Genomic DNA, 16545 nt, shown 5'->3' with positions numbered 1-16545 from the left:
GGGTCTCTGGTCGGGCGTATTGTGTGGACGTGTTCGTGTGGCCTGTACGCGAATGATTACGCTGCGCCGGCGGCCGGGCAATGACGGGCATACCCTGGCGTATTCGCCGGGCGGCTGAATTCCTGTTGCTGTTCGTCGGAGGACCTCTGGCGATCCTCGCGCTTCATCGCGCGGGCGTTCTGTTCGGGCTGCTGTGGGCTGCAGCAGCTCTCGCCTGGCTCGGCCAGCGCGGTGCATCCGCCCCCCAGTCTGATGAGACACTCGACGCCGCATTGCGTACGCCTTTGCTGCGTTTCATCGTCCTCGCGCCGCTCATCACGGGCGCCGCCTGGATCTGGTCGCCACAGACCCTGTTCATCCTCCCGCGAGAAAAGCCGGGTTTCTGGCTCGTGATCATGGTTCTTTATCCGCTGCTGTCCGTCTGGCCGCAGGAGATGCTGTACCGATCGTTTCTGTTCCGACGCTATGGCGGGCTGTTTGGCGGCGACAGGGGGACAGTCGCCGCCAGCGCTCTGGCGTTCGGTTTCGCCCATATTCTGTTCCTTAACTGGATCGCCATAGCCATGACGACGATCGGCGGCCTGCTGTTCGCGAGAGACTATGCGCGACATCGGGATCTGCGGGTGGCGTGCATCGAACACAGTCTCTACGGCTGCCTGATCTTCACCATCGGGCTGGGCAGGTTTTTCTATACGGGAGCGGCCTGGAAGCACGGCTGAGCCACGCTCGGCATTCATCGACATTTCGCTTGTCTTTGTTCTTTTTTTGTTCCAAAAGAGAACAGAAGCGAACAAATAGTTAACGAGGCATGTCGCACGCAGCGGACGCGGATGAATTCTCGCCGGACGCATTGCGAGGAGGGCTGGGCTTATGAGAGAGTCAGCGGACAGCGCAGTTATGACGCTGGAGGCGCCGAGACTGGCGGCGACGGCGCGACCCGTCGTCGCGGTCGGGGTTCGAGGAGTGGAAATGGACAAGACGAAGGCCCTGGACGGGGCGCTTAGCCAGATTGAGCGCGCGTTCGGCAAGGGATCGATCATGCGCCTCGGGCAACGCCCGAAGGAAGCAGCCGACGTAATCTCGACCGGCTCCCTTGGCCTCGATATCGCGCTTGGCGTCGGCGGCCTGCCGCGTGGCCGTATTGTCGAGATCTACGGACCTGAAAGTTCCGGCAAGACCACGCTCGCCCTGCACGCCATCGCCGAGGCCCAGAAGCTTGGCGGCACCTGCGCCTTTATCGACGCGGAACACGCGCTCGATCCGGGATACGCCCGCAAGCTGGGCGTCAATGTCGACGATCTCCTGATCAGCCAGCCGGACGCCGGAGAGCAGGCGCTTGAGATCGCAGACACGCTGGTCCGCTCCGGCGCCATCGACGTACTCGTGGTGGACAGCGTCGCCGCGCTCGTCCCGCGCGCCGAGCTTGAGGGCGACATGGGCGACAGCCATGTCGGCCTGCATGCCCGTCTGATGAGTCAGGCGCTTCGCAAACTCACAGGCACGGTCGCACGCTCGAACACGCTGCTGATCTTCCTCAATCAGATCCGCCTCAAGATCGGCGTGATGTTCGGAAACCCCGAGACCACGACAGGCGGCAACGCGCTCAAGTTTTACTCCTCCGTCCGGCTGGACATCCGTCGCATCGGCGCGATCAAGGACAAGGACGAGGTCGTCGGCAACCAAACGCGCGTAAAGGTCGTCAAGAACAAGATGGCCCCGCCGTTCCGTCAGGTCGAATTCGACATCATGTATGGCGAAGGCGTCAGCAAGATGGGCGAGCTGATCGATCTGGGCGTGAAGGCCGGCGTCGTCGAGAAATCCGGCGCGTGGTTCTCCTATGACAGCCAGCGCATCGGGCAAGGGCGCGAAAACGCCAAGCAGTTCCTGCGCGACCGTCCGGAAATGGCGGCTGACATCGAGCGCAAAGTGCGCGAGCACGCGGGCGTCGTGGCTGAAGCCATGATGACCGGCCCGGATGCAGACAGCGACGAAGACTAAACGCTAAGGCGGCAGGGGCTCGGAGACGTTCCGGGACCTCCGCCTCGACATTCCCTGAAACAGGCGCCCTTGACGGAACGAGGCTATGTTGCTCGTTTCGTCATCGCATCATCAGGGGAAGAAGCGTCGATTATGTCTTTCGTTCTCAAGGCCTTTCAGGATCGCGAAAATACGTGGCGGGAGCTGTTCCATGAACAGATGCCTGAAATGGAATTCCATAACTGGCCGGAATACGGCGATCCCGAGCAAGTGGAGTATGTCGCGCTCTGGAAACCGGAAGCGGACCTGGCCACACGTTTCCCAAATCTGAAACTCGTCTTCTCCCTGGGGGCTGGGGTCGATCAGTTCGACCTGTCCACGCTGCCCGACCATGTCGGCCTGGTGCGCATGATCGAACCCGGCCTGACGCAGGGGATGATCGAGTATGTCGTCGCTTTCGTGCTGTCCGCACATCGCGATCTTCCGCTCTATGCACAGCAGCAGCGCGGCCAAGTGTGGCGTACGTGGCCAGAGCGGCAAGCTGCGCAAACGCGGGTCGGGATCATGGGACTTGGAACTCTCGGCGTCCCTTGCGCGCAGGCGATCGCAAACCTTGGCTTTCCGACTCTCGGCTGGAATCGTAGTCCGCGCGATATTGACGGAGTTCAGGTCTTTCACGGTGCCGACACCCTCGACGCATTCCTTGCCCAGACCGATATCCTTGTCTGCCTTCTGCCGCTGACCGATGAAACCCGCGGCATGTTCAACCGAACTCTGTTCGCGAAACTTCCCGCTGGCGCGACCCTGATAAACGCAGGCCGCGGCCCTCAGGTCGTCGGCGAGGATCTCATCGAGGCGCTTGATTCCGGCCATTTGAAGTGGGCCATTCTGGATGTGACGGACCCTGAGCCCTTGCCCGAGAGCGATCCGCTGTGGGATCACCCACAAGTCGTCATCACGCCTCATATCGCCAGCAACACCCGCCCGGACACCGGCGTCGCCAGCATCATCGCCAATATCCGCCGCCATCGCTCCGGTCAGCCTCCGGAGGGCCTCGTCGACCGCTCGAAACGGTACTGACCAACACCGCCCGGACAGGGGAGGCGCCATCGCCATTTCGTGGTAAAGGCGGCGATCCACGAAATGGCGGAGGTTCCATGGTCATCGCTTCTGCGGCGCGCGTCACGCCCCCCAACCGGCCCCTGTTTGGGCACGTCACGCCGCCCGGCTCGAAGTCGATCACGAACCGCGCGCTGCCTCTGGCCGCATTGTCTGAGGGCGTGAGCCGTCTGACCGGGGCGCTCAAGAGCGACGACACGCGATATATGGCTGCCGCACTACGCCAAATGGGCGTCGACGTGCAAGAACCCGACGACACGACTTTCGTCGTCACCGGAACCGGAAACCTGAAGCGCCCCGACGCTCCGCTGTTTCTGGGCAATGCTGGCACAGCCGTTCGCTTCCTTACCGGCATAGCGCCTTACGTGCCCGGCATGGTTGTGCTGGATGGCGATGCACATATGCACAAGCGCCCCATTGCGCCACTTATCGCCGCCCTGACTGCGCTGGGCGTGGACGCAGCTGCGCCAACGGGATGTCCGCCAGTAACGGTGCAGGGCTTTGGACGTCTCTCAGGCGGGCTCGTGACGATCGACGCCGGACTTTCGAGCCAATACGTTTCTGCGATCCTCATGGCTGCAGGCAAAGCCGATGCGCCGGTCGAAATCCAGTTGCAAGGTTCTGGGCTTGACGCCCGAGGTTACGTGGATCTGACGTTGACCGCGATGCGCGCCTTCGGCGGTGCGGTCGAACAAACCGGGCCTATGAGCTGGCGTGTCGAACCAGCACGCTACGTTGCGTGTGATCTTGTCATTGAACCCGATGCGTCCGCCGCGACTTACCTGTGGGCCGCTGGCGCGCTTACGGGAGGCGTCATCGACGTCGGACTGGCGCCCGAAGCATTCTCACAACCCGATGCGCGCGCTTACGAGATGATACGAGCGTTCCCGCATATGCCGTCACAGATCGACGGTTCTCAGATGCAGGACGCAATTCCGACACTTGCAGTCATGGCTGCGTTCAATGCAACGCCGGTTCGTTTTTGCGGCATTCGGAATCTTCGCGTGAAAGAGTGCGATCGCATCAACGCACTTTCCACAGAACTGAACCGCATCCGTCAGGGTCTGGCATCCGAAGAGGGCGACGATCTGATTGTAAACGGAGATCCCTCACTCGCAGGGACATCGCTCCCGACGCAAATCGAGACTTACGCGGATCATCGCATCGCCATGGCCTTCGCTCTTGCAGGCTTGATGATCGAGGGGATAGAAATCCTTGATCCATCATGCGTCGGCAAGACCTATCCGGGGTTCTGGGATGCCCTACGAAATCTCGGGGTCGATGTCGCTTAATAAAGAAAAAGAATTTCCGTGGAACTGGACCGTCAAAAAATCTCCGGTTCCACCGATGCTTCATCACGCCGCACAGTTTCGCCTTCGCGCAAGAACATGGCAATTTCGCCAAGCGTGACGCAATCCAGTATCGGAGACAGATTGAGCTCTACATGCCGTTCGATAACGGCTGGACACTTGGCAATACGCCCGATGACCCCCCCCAACACGAACGCCATTTGAGTAGCGTAATCCAGCGCCTGAAATTCAATCGCCAATGCGTCATTGCCTTCAGGAGCCTCGATTTCCTCCACCACCCCCTGCAAGCTCTCGAGTTTAGCTCCCAAAGCCGAAGTCAGTTTACTGATTCGCTCCAGCACAGCGCTCAAAGATATGTCAGAATCCATAATCACATATCCGCAACACGCGCAGGAACTGGAATTTTATTTCTATTTGTATGATTTACCATAATTCCGTCACCGGCGTCACGCATCCAGGCGTGTTGCGCCCGACCACTCACCGGCCAAAATCTTATCCGACGTCCTTTTGATCCCCCCAGACTAAACGCCACACAAATAATTCCCTCAGAAGAAAGATATTCTCTAATGAATTCAGAATTTCGATTCCCAATATCGCCCAATCGCGGCTGTACCGTCGCGCCGCCAAATACTTTACACTGCAAATTGCCCCGGCGAGCGCCATACAAAAGAAGGCCGTCTACCAAAGACTCCTTGGCGTACACGCCAGAAGAAAATTTTGACTGTGAGGGAATAAACGCTGAGTGCGGTAGAAGAAAATGATTCATACCGCCTATTTTGGCGCACCTATCAAATAAGCAAACCGACACACATGATCCTAGAATGGCAACGAATATCTCGCGAGAATCGCAAGATATCCGAATTTGTCCCAACATGGCGCCGGTAATCTGATACGGCAGGGCACCACGTGAAATCACGTCAAACCGTAATGACACCGAATACTGCCTCAATTGCGGTTTTCAATTTTCCAACAGTGTAGGGTTTGGCCAGCAGATTATTCACGCCGTGCTTTATCGCCTCTTGCACCAAATCTTTACTCGCTTCCCCCGTCAAAATAATAAAGGCGATTTTCGCTGTTTTGGGTGTCGCTCTTATGTTTTTCAACAAATCAAGACCATTCATTTCCGGCATATTGAAATCCGAAATAATGAGATGCGCCTGATTTTCTGAAAAAAAATCCAAAGCTTCCTTACCATTACGTCGTTCAGAAACCTGAAATACTCCCAATTGAGCGAGACTATTTCTTAATAGAGTACGTATTGATGTCTGATCATCAACGATCAAGACTCGGATTGCCGACGCGGCGGGCATTATCACACTACTCCCGGTTCAATGGATCGAAACTCCGCCATCACCGACGCTATTTCAGGTAAAGACATCACACGTGCCACCGATCCCCTTTCCGCAGCCACCCGCGGCATGCCATAAACGACACAACTTGCTTCGTCCTGCCCAATAGTTAAAGCTCCAGCTTTACGCATCGCGCCCAATCCGGCGGCCCCGTCAGACCCCATTCCAGTCAAAATGATTCCCAGGCAGCGTGGACCAAAATTTTCTGCCGCTGAATAAAACAACTCATCAATAGAAGGACAATGACCGTTTACAGACCCGCCCGGAGCAAGGTCACAAACAAATCTCCCCGCACTGCGGTCGATTCGAAGGTGTCGATCACCTCCCGGCGCAATATAGACCGTGCCGGAACGAAGGACATCCCCTTGACTCGCCTCGACAACTGTAACGCCACATAATCGATTCAACCTTGAGGCAAGGCTGGCCGTGAAAAGCCGTGGCATATGTTGCGTAACCACTACAGGCAGTGCGTCGACCGCCAACGCCGGGAGGATTTCCCCGAGCGCCTCCACTCCACCGGTGGAGGCGCCAATAAAAATGGCCTCAATCTCAGGCCTCAAAATGTTCGGTAAAGTCTCATTCCGCAATTTTGGCACCGCGAGAGGATTGCGCCTTTGCGGTACGCCAAAAGCCGCTGCCTGCTTTACGATCGGGACCAACCGCGCGTACCCAACAATCCCTTCCCCGGCAGAGGGTTTTGGGAAGCAATCAAAGGCACCTAAACGCAACGCCTCTATCGAAAGATCAGCACCGTTCCGGGTAAAACCCGACACCATTACAACCGGAATGGGACGAAGACGCATGATTTTCTCGAGAAATTGTAGGCCGTTCATCGCTGGCATTTCGACATCCAACGTGATTACATCCGGCTGGTCGGCGATTATCATGTCGCGCGCTTCCAGCGGGTCGTTCGCCATTCCCGTTATTCTGATGGCTGAGTCACGCCGAAGAGCAGCAGCAATTAACGCTCTGCCAGTACGTGAGTCATCAACAACTAAAACACGAATTATCCCGCTCATTTCACGCTCTTGCGATAGGTAGTCGGGCAAGAATCGCTCCGTGCTGCGATAAGCAAATGCTCCGGAATTTTCTCAGAGTGCCCGAGATATAAATATCCACCCGGGGAAAGGCAGGAAAAGAGCCTACTCCACACAAAATTTTTCCTATCTTCATCAAAATATATGGTGACATTCCTACAAAATATAACCAAAAAATCTCGACTAAACGGCCAATTTGACAGGAGATTGAGACGTCGAAAACTGACTATATCTTTCACTTGTTTAACAACAGAAAAATGCTCGTTTATTGGAAAGAACCAGCGTCGCCTTGTATCGTCCGATAATTTTTCTACTTTATATCTAGAGTACATACCTGTTTTCGCAATATCAATCATTTCCGTGTTTATATCCGTTGCCAACACTTTCACATCGCAACTGTGAGCCTCAGGAAATGCGCTTAATATCGTTATTGCAATCGAGTAAGCCTCTTCGCCTGATGAGCATGCCGAGGACCATATCCTGACTGGAACGCCACGTCGAGCGCGGGAAATTAGCTCTGGCACTACTACGCGATTCATATGCTTGAAGTGATGATTTTCTCGAAAAAAACCCGTAACATTTGTCGTCAGCGCGTCAATCATTCGATCGAGTTCATCAACTCCTGTCGGGCTGGTCACAAATTTTATGTAAGTCGAGAAATCTAAAAAATTACAAAACCGAACGCGTCGAGACACTCGTGAGTAGACTAAGGTTTTACTTAATCTATCTCTGGAGTACCCACACTTTTCGCAAACTATATCCTGTATATTTCTTATGTCGTCCTGGCAGTAAGGCACATCAGAAAATTCATCGTCGAATCCGACGCTATGTCTCACGCTACCGACTCCAGTATCGTCGCTGCGACCACCTCCAAGCTTAGAACTCCCACCATTCGATCATTAATCGAGATGAGGCCAGACACAAATCCTTTCTCCCTATCGGAAGCAACATTTGGAACGCCCTGAACCATCGACTTTTTGACATCGATTATATCAGAGACACTGTTCACTAAAAATCCAAAAATTTTGTCAGAAATCTCGACTACCATAACAACGTCACGTCCCCCGTCTTGATCTACGGAGTTGCCCAGAAGCTGACGCATGTTTATAACGGGAAGCACAATCCCTCTAAGATTGATCACTCCACTGACAAAATCGGGAGCGAATGGGATCGGCGTCGCCCCGAGCCAACCGCGTATCTCTCTTACCTTCAATATGTCAATGCAATATTCTTGTTTTCCTACCTGAAAAGATATTACTTTATTTGCTCCATCATCGATTTCTTGTCGCAAAAAGCCTGTCATGTCGCCCACTCCGGCGAGCGACGTTCAATGCCCGCAAGTCCACTCGGATATGGCAATCTACATACGTTTTCCGAGCCCATGTGAATTATCGACGCCGCATCCAAAACCAGTGCGACATTGCCGTTTCCCAAAATAGTCGCGGCTGAGATGCCTCGAGTCGCACGAAAATTCTTCTCTACGTTCTTGCTTACAACCTGCATCTGTCCGTCTATGCCATCAGCTAACAACGCGACCCTGTTTCCATCATCATCTTCAACAACTAAAATAACTTCACGATCCTGGAAATTTTCACCTGTTGAAAATCCTAAAACAACGCTTATATCGAGTAACGGCATAAATACGCCGCGTATGGAAAGGGCAGAGACGCCGTCACCCATCACAAATACATCTTTGTAATTAAACAACATAGTTTCCACTATGCACGAAACTGGAAGAATAAGCGTCTGTTCGCAGGAGGTTATCGCCATTCCCTCTATTACCGCAAGCGTCAATGGTAAACTCAAGAGAAAAGTAGAACCGACACCTTTCTCGGAAAAGATCGTCACACGCCCGCCAACATCAAGTATCGCTTTTTTTACGACATCCATACCCACTCCTCTACCGGACAAATCACTGACTGTCGACGATGTTGAAAAGCCGGGAAAAAATATCAAATTATCTATTTCATTTTCACTTAAATTCGCCTGGGAATTTATAATTCCCTTCTTGATTGCAATTGATTTTACTCGCTCTCTATTAATCCCAGCACCGTCATCCGCGACCGTAATTATAATTCTTCCAGATTTTTGAATTGCAGATAGGCGAATTACTCCGTCGGCACTTTTTCCATTTTTTAACCGATCTTCCGTCGACTCTACTCCGTGATCAACTGCATTCCGAAGCATATGCGTGAGAGGATCTGTTAATCTTTCAATCAGACTTCGATCGATTTCTGTATCCTCGCCATCCATCACTAACTGAATTGATTTTCCAGTCGCGTGAGCCGCCTCACGCACAACTCTTTGCATTCTCTGGAAAACTGTGCGCAATGGTTGCGCTCTGACAGCCATTACGGCATCCTGGATGTTTCTTGTGAGTTGATCAATATCACTCAACGCGTTTTCTATCGATACCGGCTCTGCTCGTCCCCAATGATTTTTTTCATACCTTTCTCGCAATGTTGCTTGCCCGATTACTAACTCTCCTACTAAATCTACAAGCTTGTCTATTCTTTCCAGATCCACTCTAATAGTTACATTATTATTTTGTGGACTTACTTTAATTATGGTCGGAGCGTTTTCTGACTCTCCCTCATTAATTTCATTATTGAGATTTTTTTTCCGGGATTTTTCTGATTTGTCCGCGCCGTTAGGCGATGAATTACCTTCACTATCTTCGAATATTTCAAAAGCAATATCCAATTCCTCACCAGAGGCATTATCAATATCTGACAACTCTATGGAAACCGGGGAAAACAAAGATAAAGACTTTTCTTCCCCGTCTAACTCTCGCAGGTTATCATCTCGATTCAGAAATTTATCTGCACTTAATGAATTATCGCAACCAAGAGAGATAAGCTCTTTGATACTTTGATTCTGCCTCTCAAAGGGGTGGGCGGCCCCTTCGCGCTCCGCTTGTAATGAATCACTAAGAACATCGGTTGCTCTAAGAAATATTTTTATGACGCCGGAATCAATATGGAGCGTTTTTGAACGCAAAAGATCAAGAGCCGTCTCAAATACATGCGCAAAGCGCACGAGGTCCGGCATCCCGAATGAGCCAGCTCCACCTTTTACAGAATGAACAGATCTGAATGCCGCATTGACAATTTCGTCGGTAAAGTCGCCACTTTCAATTATCTCCAAACTTCGTTCAAGTTCGCTTAGGAGTTCGTGGCACTCCTCGAAAAATATATTTTTTATGGAATCGAAATCATCCATAAATTTACTCCTATTTTTCGAAAATTATACGATTGACAACCCGCACAAGAACTTCAGGAGTAAACGGCTTGACTATCCAACCTGTAGCTCCCGCATTTCGCGCAAGAATTTTCTTGTCTTGACTCGTTTCTGTCGTAAGAACGAGTATCGGAGTTCTTTTTGTTAACTCCAATATTCTAATTTTACTTATGAAATTATACCCATCCATGCGGGGCATGTTAAGGTCTGTTATTATTGCGGCGGGAGCTTCAACGAGCGATTTTACCAATTGAACGCCCTCTACGCCGTCGGCCGCCTGCCGCACTGTATAGCCCGCAGCGTGCAGAGTTTTACTTAATAAATTTCTTATAGTGCGTGAGTCGTCAACTATGACAATAATATTCGACATTTTTTTAATTTCCATAAATCTGTGAATTTCAAAAATCTTCCCATCCCTCATCTGACGATATTTTATTTTCCTTATTTTTTGTATTTTGATAGTTTTTTTGTTCTATTTTATCGAAAGAAACCAAAGATTTTGTTTGTTGTGTTTTTTTACTGAGGTTGCGAATATGATCTTTCATATGAAAATCACCCACGAGATTTTCAAGATCCCTCGTTTCTCTGGTAAGATTGTGGCTTGCTGCCGTTGTTTGCTCTACCATCGCGGCATTCTGCTGCGTCGTCTGGTCCATTTCACTAATAGCTCTGTTAATTTCTGTCAAATTCTCCGCTTGTTGATGTGCAGACGACGAGATGTCTTCGATCAGGGACGATATGGTTCCTACGTTGTGTGATATCTTCGACAGCGCCGCGCTGGTCTGTGTCACCAACGTCACCCCGCGTGAAACCTGGCGTCCTGATAATAGGATAAGTTCCTTGACGTCTTTTGCGGAAGCCGCAGAGCGCTGTGCAAGCGATCTAACCTCCGTCGCAACAACTGCGAAGCCACGCCCTGCATCGCCGGCCCTTGCCGCCTCCACCCCCGCGTTTAGCGCAAGTAGATTTGTTTGAAATGCAATTTCGTCTATAACTCCCAATATATCTGCGACTTTTTTTGAAGAATCCTCTATTTCGCGCATCGCTTCTATAGTGGACTTCATCACCGCACCGGACTCCGTGGCCTCGTCACGAGCGCCGCCCGCCGCTTTTCTAGCGTCAAGGGCAGCCTGAGCTGTTTTCTGGACCCCAACAGTAACTGTATTTACGGACGCGGCTGTCTCACCGAGATTGGCGGCCTGCCTTTCAGTGCGACGGGCCAGATCATCAGACGCTAGCGCAATTTCCGATGAACCCGACGCTATAGTCGCTACACTTGACGCAACTCTCCCAAATATTTCGGCTAATTTTTCAATTGACTTATCGAATATATTTCTTTGAATTTGATATTTATTGTCTATAATATTTGAAGAACGGCACCTAAAATCACCAGAGGCGAGCTTCTTCATCGCGTCCACCATCTGCTCCAGAGCGTGGTTCGCTGAATCCCTCTCTTTCTCTGCTAAATCCAAACGTAGTTGAATATTATTTTTTGCTACATTTTCGTTTTTCAATTCTTTTTTTAAATGATCCACGCGATCGGCGAACTTCGAGTTAGCGCAATCTACAGCTTGACACAAATCTTTTATTATACCAAATTTAACAGAGGTGGAATAAATATTTATTTTAGATGTGGAACTTACCTGATTAATAGACTGAATTATTTCACGAATCGGCGATATTATTTTTTTGACAACAAAAACAACCACGGGGAAAGTAGAAAATAAAAATAGGAGACACGTAAATCCAATTAAAAATGGCGAAAACTCACTACCGTCTAACCGCAACATCATAGAAAAAGCACAAAAGAAAATTATCATACAGCTTATGTACGCCGAAACAAAACTCTCCAAAGAAGAACGAAACAGGCGCATTTTTCCACTTTCATTGGCGGGCCGAAAAATGAATTGACTCCGCAATACTAATCCCGTTCACACGGCCCCATCGAACGTAGTAAACGCCCTATTTTGATAAAAAATGGTTACCAGACGCATTAAAGAGCGTCGGCACCCTTCGTCAACTTTTTGGTAATATATTCGGCATTATTTTTAAATTATGGTCTTTAATCTGTTTTATTGCCTTTTCGACGGGATTCCAGCGTGAATAATTTACATGACGACATACAACGCAAGCTTCAGTTCTTAGGGTTAGGAACACGCGAGTGCGATATCATTCGCTCCGCCCAACCAGACATTATGAAAGCAATACCAGCAGGTCTGGATCTCTTCTATGAAAAAATTTTACAAGTTTCCGAACTTTCAAATTTTTTTGAGAATTCAGAACATATAAAATCTGCAAAAGGACGCCAAAAAAGCCATTGGCATTCTGTCACCGACGCAAAATTCGGATCGGATTACATTTCCGCAGTTACCGCAATCGGGAACATGCATGCCAAGCTTGGATTAAATCCCGGCTGGTATATTGCCGGCTACAGTGTCCTTTTGGGAGAAGTCGTTCGCAGCGCGATCAAAAACGCATGGCCGTCCGCCAAGCGATCCTTATTCTCCGCGCCCGTTCCGAAGAGCGAAGGGGAGGAACTGGGCGAGCAAATCGCGCTTCTGATCAAGGTTGTCCTTCTGGATATGGATTTAGCGATTTCGACCTATCTGGAGAATCTGGAGGGCGCAAGAGTTCGAGCGCAGGAAGCCAGGATAGCAAGTCTCGACACGCTCGCCTCTGCTTTGGATCGCGTCGCGGAGGGAGACCTTCTACTCGGCGACTATGAGGCCTTGTCACATGACGGAGGGCGTTTGGAAGGGGCTTTCGCCAACGTCATCAACGGCCTCAGCGAGATCATCCTTGAAGTAAGACATTCCTCCGAATCGGTAGAGGTTGGCGCTCGCGAAATTCGCAAAGCGAGTGAAGAGGTATTGCAGAGAATTTCTGAGCAAACTACAGGCCCTCAATCGGTCTGCAACACCATCGGCCCACTGGCGGATTCGGTAAAATCTGTTGCTCAACGAGCAAAGAGCGCCGATGCTGCTGTTTCTCTTTGCGGTCGGGAGGCGCGACAAAGCCGGACGGTAGTTGCGGAAACGATAGCAGCGGTTGATCAGATCGCCGAATCTTGTGGAAAGATAAGCCAAATAATTGGGCTCATCGAAGAAATCGCGCTTCAGACCAATCTCCTGGCCTTGAATGCGGGAGTGGAGGCGTCGCGCGCGGGCGACGCTGGGCGGGGTTTTTCGGTCGTCGCAAAGGAGGTCCGCGCTCTGGCGCAACGCTCGGCAGGCGCGGCAAAAGAAACGAGAGCCCTGATCACAACTATCGGTGAAGACGTCACAAAGGGTGTAAAGCTGGTGAACGAAACCGGCGTTGCGCTCGAGAGTATTTCGCGATCGGTTGTGGACGCCGGAGGGCTGGTTGGCGAAATCGCCGAGGCAGCCGAGGAGCAGGCCCTTCGAATTGACGAGATCAATGCCGGTGTAGTTACGCTGGAGCGCGAGATGAGAAGTAACGCAGCCATGATGCGACGAACCACGGGGGTAAGCCACGAGCTTGCAAGAAATTCCACTCACCTGATGCAGTTGGTCATGAACTTCAAAGTTCATGAGCAGAAGCGACGGCAGCGCATTTCCCGGGGATAAGAACAGGCGGCGACGTTCTCATCGTAGGGTGTGGAGGCTAAAAAACTGGCGCCTCTCCACTGCCCCGAAGACGAACTCAAGCGTCACGAACGCAATGGCGCCCGTGACCACACCTTTCGCCTGGCATAGCGAGAAGGCCTCTAAAACGGCGCAATCTCATCTCACTGACGATCAATTGCGCTTCTTCGGTCTATCAGTTCCCTTTTGGCGCTGCGTCACGATATTTGCCCCAATGCATGGCCAGTTCCCTAACCACAACCGAACCGACCTGGTATGCGGCGTCGAGCGAAGGGAGGAAGCCGGAGAAACCTGACTCATGCGCCTCCTCAGCCAGCAAATCGGCTGCGCTTTTACCCGGCGGAGGCATGTCGTAGTTACTGGCCGTACGCAGAATTAGGACGCGGTTGATATCGACGCGCCCAGCTCGGGCCTGCGCCGTCAGGGCCTGCATAAAGCCAACATCTTCTTCTGCCGTGGTGGCGAATACACCTTTGCCTTCAGTCCAATATGCCACCCAGCGCTCCGCCCAGGCGTTCATACGCGCGCCAATCCAGAACGTCTCGGACGAAAGAGTGTCGCCCAGCATGACCCGTGGAGGCTTCTGGGCGTGCGCATAACCACGGTAACGCTCCCGGCTGGCCCGTAAGCCGTCCGTGTCCTGCAGCGCCACGTCGCGCGTCAGACCATAAGCCCACGAGACCAAAGCAGGGTCCAGCGTGTAGGCCATGTCACCCCATTGCGAATGCAAAGGCGGCGTCGGTTTATCCGTCGGCGTCGCCCCCATCACAGGGGTGAAACCGTCTGGCCAGCTTTTCGGTATCTCCCGGGCGTCAATCAGATGCGCGAGACCGCCATTGATCACGCGCGGCGCCCAGACGGCAGACCCCACCGAACCGAATTTCGGATCGATGCCCCCAATTCCCGCCAATACGAAATAGGTCTTTCGCAAATCGAAACGCGGATCGAGCACGAGCGCGGTCATCGCGGACGCCATATGCTCAGGCCCCTCTCCCGTGACAACGCCCAACACCTGAAGGTCTGGATTGTAGCGCATCAGACCATGATCGGTGCCGGGCGCAGCCAGTTCCTGGCTGAGCGGCAGTTTTTCGACCCATGTCTGAAATTCGCCGGGCACATCGCCCGAATCCTTACCGATCTCGAAAGTCGTCACCACGACGACGCGAACCGGAAGCTGAGGCTCCGCGGCGCTTGCGACGGATGAAACTACCGCTGACAACGCTGCGGCGGAAAAAAGAGCGGCACGAAAACGCATGGAACAAAACCTTTGTCGAGCAGGACGGATCAGAGCGGCTTTTCAGCAGCCACGTTGTGTTCGAAACGAATAAAATCGCCCTCCAGAGCCCATTGCAGGCGCGCCTTCTCGCTACTGGCGAGCAAATCGTGACAAGGCCCGGCGGCGGCATCGGAACCGGGCGCAATTCCCGCACACGCGCTCTCGATCCTGAACGGCGTCATTTGCGCCCAGAGGCTCCGCCCCGGCGCGAAGGCGTGCTCCAGCCCCGTACGGGAAAGGTCGCGCAGGTTGGTGTAGGACAGCGGGTAAGTCAGGGCCGCACGCAGATATTCGTTCGTCAGCGATCCCCGCGACACGCCTTCGTCATCCGTGGACAAAGCGACCGGAACGTCATGCGCCCGGTAGGTCATGAAAGGGTGCGCATCGCCGCGCACGCCGAGAATCTGATCGTTGCTGGTCAGATTGATCTCGACCATGACGCCACGCTGCGCCAGTTCCGCCAGCAAACCGTCCGGATCGCGTTCCGACAGAACATCAACGCCGTGACCGATGCGACTGGCGCCAGCGACCTCGACAGCCTGGCGGATATGGTCGCGCAAACCTTCCGGGGGTACGAGACCGCCCGTCAATTCGCCCGCATGTAAAGACAGCTTCACCGTTGGATGGCGGGCGGACAGGAAGTGGAACATCCGCATGTGAAGCGCATAATCGCGCATGGCCACGGGATTGTCTTCCGGCGCCACGATGTTGATCCCGACAAAACGTGGATCAGCCTCCGCCAGCGCATAGCCAAAGGCGAGCTGGCTGAACACCATACCGGGCGGAAGCACACGCACCGTTTGATACAGGTAACGGACGCTGACGCCACATCCCGGCGCAGCGTCTGGCGACCCGCACCGCATGATCTGCCGCGCGCCTGCCTCCATCTTGTCGGTCTCCGCGCTGGCGGCGGAGACGAGCGACGCAAACCGTGGCGACACCGAGGCCAATGTGCGGTTGAGCGCGGCGTCGTCCTCGACCTGAGCATTAGCACCAAGGCCCGCGACCGGCATCAGTTGCGGCGAAATCATCAGTTCAACATAGCGGACATGATCCATGGCCGCCTGGTTCAACGCATCGGCGAGCATGTCCGGCTCATGCGCGTATGTGGCGGGCATGAAACGATCGAACGTTGCGAAGAAATGGTCATGCCCCGACCGGTCTTCCGGGGTCGGCACGAAATCCCGCATCGACAGGGCGTCAATGGAGCGCGCGTAGAGTGCTGGATCTGCAATTACGGCAGCGGCTGGCAAACCACCGCTTTTGACGTCATGGCCGCCGGCGGCGCAATGCGCGGATGTGATTGCGCCGCCGACCGACACGCAGAGTTGGTCGCGCGCCGCCCAATCGAGCATATGCTCGGCGTAGATCGCGCCGACGAGATGGTTATGCAGGTCGGCGCCCTTGGGAAACGCCTGCATGAAAGGGCGCAGCCGGGCAGGGTTAGTGCGGATTTCGTCAAAACGCGACGCCGTTACGTCGAAATCGTGATCCGCCGACGAGACCGCCGACGCAGGAGAGGCAGCGTAAGCAGCAGCCAACGCGGCGTGAGCAAGCGTTGCAGAGAGAGCGAGGGCGAAAAGCGAGCTTCGGATCGTCATTGCGGTATCGTGTTCTCTCCCGCACAGCTTG

The 16545-nt window shown here is 53.2% G+C and carries 16 protein-coding genes; 5 read left to right on the top strand and 11 right to left on the bottom strand.

Annotated features, from left to right (window positions below; genetic code table 11):
- Nucleotides 1–80 precede the first annotated feature (80 nt).
- From G442_RS0110200 to aroA, 4 genes are all read left to right on the top strand, one after another.
- Nucleotides 81–719 (top strand): CPBP family intramembrane glutamic endopeptidase, encoded by a 639-nt coding sequence (locus G442_RS0110200; RefSeq protein ID WP_035376462.1) that lies wholly within the window; start codon nucleotides 81–83, stop codon nucleotides 717–719.
- Between the two features lie 250 nt (nucleotides 720–969).
- The gene (recA, locus tag G442_RS0110195) at nucleotides 970–1998 is read left to right on the top strand and encodes a recombinase RecA (protein WP_026397918.1); all 1029 of its coding nucleotides are present in this window, start codon (nucleotides 970–972) and stop codon (nucleotides 1996–1998) included.
- A 132-nt stretch (nucleotides 1999–2130) separates the two neighbouring features.
- Nucleotides 2131–3057, top strand: coding sequence for a 2-hydroxyacid dehydrogenase (locus G442_RS0110190; RefSeq protein WP_026397917.1), 927 nt, complete (start codon nucleotides 2131–2133; stop codon nucleotides 3055–3057).
- A gap of 77 nt (nucleotides 3058–3134) precedes the next feature.
- Nucleotides 3135–4388: a 3-phosphoshikimate 1-carboxyvinyltransferase gene (gene aroA / locus G442_RS0110185; protein ID WP_026397916.1), complete on the top strand. Its 1254-nt coding sequence runs from the start codon at nucleotides 3135–3137 to the stop codon at nucleotides 4386–4388.
- 32 nt (nucleotides 4389–4420) lie between these two features.
- On the opposite strand, the gene G442_RS21780 is transcribed toward aroA, so the two are convergent.
- The 9 genes from G442_RS21780 to G442_RS21760 form a co-directional block, all read right to left on the bottom strand.
- The gene (locus G442_RS21780; protein WP_035376461.1) at nucleotides 4421–4774 is read right to left on the bottom strand and encodes a hypothetical protein; all 354 of its coding nucleotides are present in this window, start codon (nucleotides 4772–4774) and stop codon (nucleotides 4421–4423) included.
- A gap of 2 nt (nucleotides 4775–4776) precedes the next feature.
- Complete coding sequence (locus G442_RS24390) at nucleotides 4777–5172, bottom strand: chemotaxis protein CheD (RefSeq protein WP_161628350.1); 396 nt, start codon at nucleotides 5170–5172, stop codon at nucleotides 4777–4779.
- Between the two features lie 151 nt (nucleotides 5173–5323).
- A complete protein-coding gene (locus tag G442_RS0110175) occupies nucleotides 5324–5716 on the bottom strand; it encodes a response regulator (RefSeq protein ID WP_026397914.1) in 393 nt (130 codons plus the stop codon).
- 2 nt (nucleotides 5717–5718) lie between these two features.
- Nucleotides 5719–6804 (bottom strand): protein-glutamate methylesterase/protein-glutamine glutaminase, encoded by a 1086-nt coding sequence (locus tag G442_RS21775; protein ID WP_246789406.1) that lies wholly within the window; start codon nucleotides 6802–6804, stop codon nucleotides 5719–5721.
- Nucleotides 6771–7430 carry a CheR family methyltransferase gene (locus tag G442_RS24385; RefSeq protein WP_211229135.1) on the bottom strand — a complete coding sequence of 220 codons (660 nt, stop codon included), beginning with the start codon at nucleotides 7428–7430 and terminating at the stop codon, nucleotides 6771–6773. Before G442_RS24385 ends, G442_RS21775 begins: the two co-directional genes overlap by 34 nt.
- 194 nt (nucleotides 7431–7624) lie before the next feature.
- Nucleotides 7625–8095 carry a chemotaxis protein CheW gene (locus G442_RS0110160; protein WP_026397913.1) on the bottom strand — a complete coding sequence of 157 codons (471 nt, stop codon included), beginning with the start codon at nucleotides 8093–8095 and terminating at the stop codon, nucleotides 7625–7627.
- A complete protein-coding gene (locus tag G442_RS21765; protein ID WP_051292187.1) occupies nucleotides 8092–10014 on the bottom strand; it encodes a chemotaxis protein CheA in 1923 nt (640 codons plus the stop codon). The genes G442_RS0110160 and G442_RS21765 overlap by 4 nt, the downstream gene beginning before the upstream one ends.
- A 10-nt stretch (nucleotides 10015–10024) precedes the next feature.
- A complete protein-coding gene (locus G442_RS0110150; protein WP_026397912.1) occupies nucleotides 10025–10402 on the bottom strand; it encodes a response regulator in 378 nt (125 codons plus the stop codon).
- Between the two features lie 28 nt (nucleotides 10403–10430).
- Nucleotides 10431–11906: a methyl-accepting chemotaxis protein gene (locus G442_RS21760; RefSeq protein ID WP_084440499.1), complete on the bottom strand. Its 1476-nt coding sequence runs from the start codon at nucleotides 11904–11906 to the stop codon at nucleotides 10431–10433.
- Nucleotides 11907–12131: 225 nt separating this feature from the next.
- On the opposite strand from G442_RS21760, the gene G442_RS0110140 reads away from it, so the two are divergent.
- Entirely contained in the window at nucleotides 12132–13619 is a 1488-nt protein-coding gene (locus G442_RS0110140; protein WP_026397911.1) for a globin-coupled sensor protein, read from the top strand.
- A gap of 193 nt (nucleotides 13620–13812) precedes the next feature.
- On the opposite strand, the gene G442_RS0110130 is transcribed toward G442_RS0110140, so the two are convergent.
- Nucleotides 13813–14892, bottom strand: coding sequence for a purine nucleoside permease (locus G442_RS0110130; RefSeq protein ID WP_026397910.1), 1080 nt, complete (start codon nucleotides 14890–14892; stop codon nucleotides 13813–13815).
- A gap of 29 nt (nucleotides 14893–14921) precedes the next feature.
- The gene (locus G442_RS0110125) at nucleotides 14922–16514 is read right to left on the bottom strand and encodes an adenosine deaminase family protein (RefSeq protein WP_026397909.1); all 1593 of its coding nucleotides are present in this window, start codon (nucleotides 16512–16514) and stop codon (nucleotides 14922–14924) included.
- Nucleotides 16515–16545: the final 31 nt, after the last annotated feature.

Origin of the sequence: Acetobacter nitrogenifigens DSM 23921 = NBRC 105050 (genome assembly GCF_000429165.1) — a bacterium.
GTDB lineage: Bacteria > Pseudomonadota > Alphaproteobacteria > Acetobacterales > Acetobacteraceae > Acetobacter > Acetobacter nitrogenifigens.
This window is presented reverse-complemented; position numbering and strand designations above follow the sequence as displayed.

What these genes read in the sequence shown, in the direction of transcription:
- G442_RS24390 (WP_161628350.1), bottom strand. Translation starts at nt 5,172, where the DNA reads ATGAATCATTTTCTTCTACCGCACTCAGCGTTTATTCCCTCACAGTCA.
- G442_RS0110190 (WP_026397917.1), top strand. Translation starts at nt 2,131, where the DNA reads ATGTCTTTCGTTCTCAAGGCCTTTCAGGATCGCGAAAATACGTGGCGG.
- G442_RS21765 (WP_051292187.1), bottom strand. Translation starts at nt 10,014, where the DNA reads ATGGATGATTTCGATTCCATAAAAAATATATTTTTCGAGGAGTGCCAC.
- G442_RS0110160 (WP_026397913.1), bottom strand. Translation starts at nt 8,095, where the DNA reads ATGACAGGCTTTTTGCGACAAGAAATCGATGATGGAGCAAATAAAGTA.
- G442_RS0110150 (WP_026397912.1), bottom strand. Translation starts at nt 10,402, where the DNA reads ATGTCGAATATTATTGTCATAGTTGACGACTCACGCACTATAAGAAAT.
- G442_RS21760 (WP_084440499.1), bottom strand. Translation starts at nt 11,906, where the DNA reads ATGCGCCTGTTTCGTTCTTCTTTGGAGAGTTTTGTTTCGGCGTACATA.
- G442_RS0110125 (WP_026397909.1), bottom strand. Translation starts at nt 16,514, where the DNA reads ATGACGATCCGAAGCTCGCTTTTCGCCCTCGCTCTCTCTGCAACGCTT.
- recA (WP_026397918.1), top strand. Translation starts at nt 970, where the DNA reads ATGGACAAGACGAAGGCCCTGGACGGGGCGCTTAGCCAGATTGAGCGC.
- G442_RS21780 (WP_035376461.1), bottom strand. Translation starts at nt 4,774, where the DNA reads ATGGATTCTGACATATCTTTGAGCGCTGTGCTGGAGCGAATCAGTAAA.
- aroA (WP_026397916.1), top strand. Translation starts at nt 3,135, where the DNA reads ATGGTCATCGCTTCTGCGGCGCGCGTCACGCCCCCCAACCGGCCCCTG.
- G442_RS0110200 (WP_035376462.1), top strand. Translation starts at nt 81, where the DNA reads ATGACGGGCATACCCTGGCGTATTCGCCGGGCGGCTGAATTCCTGTTG.
- G442_RS0110175 (WP_026397914.1), bottom strand. Translation starts at nt 5,716, where the DNA reads ATGCCCGCCGCGTCGGCAATCCGAGTCTTGATCGTTGATGATCAGACA.
- G442_RS0110130 (WP_026397910.1), bottom strand. Translation starts at nt 14,892, where the DNA reads ATGCGTTTTCGTGCCGCTCTTTTTTCCGCCGCAGCGTTGTCAGCGGTA.